Raw genomic sequence first — 1,729 nt, forward strand, 5'->3', positions numbered from 1 at the left:
TCGCCGATGCGTCGCGCGCCGTGGCCAGAACGCCGAGGCGCGGCGGCGTGCCGAAGCCGTCAAGGGCAGAGGTCGCGTCCGGTGAGCGCACCGGCCGCCGAACGCCACGTCGTCCACGCTCGCGGCGAACAGTCCCATGGTGTCGAGGTGCCAGGAGAAGGTCTTCATGCCCAGCGCCGGCAGCAGCCGATAGGTCGGCTTATAGCCGGTGACGCCGCAATAGGAGGCCGGCCGCACCACGGAGCCGCCGGTCTGGGTGCCGAGCGCGAACGGCACCATGCCCGCCGCCACCGCCGCCGCCGAGCCCGAGGAGGAGCCGCCGGGCGAATGGGTCAGCCGGCGCGGGTTGCGCGTCTGGGACGGCTTCAGGAAGGCGAATTCCGTGGTCACGGTCTTGCCCAGCAGCAGCCCTCCGGCGCTGAGCGCCTGCCCCACCACCGGGGCGTCCGCGCGCGGCCGGTGGCCGGCGAAGAGCGGGCTGCCATAGGCGGTGGGCAGATCGCGCCGTGTCGATGAGTCCTTCACCGCAACGGCAGGCCGGCGAGCGCCGTGCCGGCGAAGTCGCCGGCCCGCGCCTTCGAAAGCGCCTTGGCCCGCGCCGCCGCCGGGTCCAGCGCGCAGAAGGCGCGCACGTCTCCGTCCCTCTCGGCGATGGCGGCAAGGCAGGTCTCCAGCACGTCGTGGGGCGTGGTGCGGCCCTCGCGCAGAGCAAGGGCGATCTCGCGGGCCTTCAGCATGGTCATGGGGCGGGAAGCCAATGGGTTGGGCGCGGCGCGCCGGGCTCGATCCGGATCCGAGGCCGGGCCGCGACGGCGCCGGCGCTCGGAGGTTCGGATGCAAAAGAGCGGAGATTCAGCTTGCCGTCAAAGGGATCATCCCGCCCGCCCCGCGGCCTCACTGCACCGGCAGGACGCGCCGGCCCTGGCGCACGGCATCGTCATAGACCTTGGTGTCGCCGGGCCGCATGGAATAGCAGGTGGGCACGACCACCGGCCGTCCCTTGGCGATCAGCTCGGAGACGGTGGCGAAGCCGTAGCCGCGCGCCTTCAGCGCCGGGATCAGCAGGCGCAGGGCCGCCGCCGTGTGCTTGCCGCGCCCGTTCGCGTGCATGAGCACGATGGAGCCGGGGCGGATGGCGGCCAGCATCTGGTCCGCCATCGCCTTGGCGCCGATGAAGGCGGGATCGCCCGAATCCACGTCCCACTGAATGGCGAGGTGGCCGGTGCGGTTGACGTAAGCGAGCGCCTCGAGGCTGCACGAGCCGTAGGGGAAGCGGAACATGCGCGTGCGCTCCGGGCCGGCCATCGCGCAGCCCAGTGCGGTGGCGTCCGCCCGGCGCACCGCATAGGCGATGTCCGCGTCGTCCACCTGGCGCTGCATCTCGGCGCCGGTGCGCACCGCGAGGTTGGCGTGCGACCAGGTGTGGTTGCCCATCTCGAACAGCGGATCGGCGATCAGCTGCATCGCCCGCTCCTTGTGCGTCATCATCCACTTGCCGCCCGCGAACAAGGTCGTCGGCACGTCTTCCTGGCGCAGATAGTCGAAGATGGCGCCGTCATAGCCGGAGACCTCGCCGCCGGCCTCGCACAGATCGAAGGTGAGGGCGACGAGCTTCACGCCGGGCGGCAGGTCCACGCGCCGGATGGCGCCGGCCAGGAACCGCCGCGACGGGCTGGGCGGCGGCGAGCACCCGGTCGGGCAGCGCGACGGCGCCTTGCGCGGCTGGACG

The 1,729-nt window shown here is 72.6% G+C and carries 3 protein-coding genes; all 3 read right to left on the reverse strand.

The window, feature by feature from the left end; genetic code table 11:
• The coding region (locus AC2W7M_RS24870; RefSeq protein ID WP_486135728.1) for an amidase family protein at nucleotides 1-525 on the reverse strand (525 nt) is incomplete at its 3' end.
• A complete protein-coding gene (locus AC2W7M_RS24875; RefSeq protein ID WP_486135730.1) occupies nucleotides 522-743 on the reverse strand; it encodes a hypothetical protein in 222 nt (73 codons plus the stop codon). The genes AC2W7M_RS24875 and AC2W7M_RS24870, both read right to left, overlap by 4 nt.
• 151 nt (nucleotides 744-894) lie before the next feature.
• Nucleotides 895-1,729, reverse strand: an 835-nt coding sequence (locus tag AC2W7M_RS24880) for a polysaccharide deacetylase family protein (RefSeq protein ID WP_486135732.1), incomplete at its 5' end; no start/stop codon positions are given.

This window comes from Xanthobacter sp. BG11Y11_SDJG, from assembly GCF_057364445.1.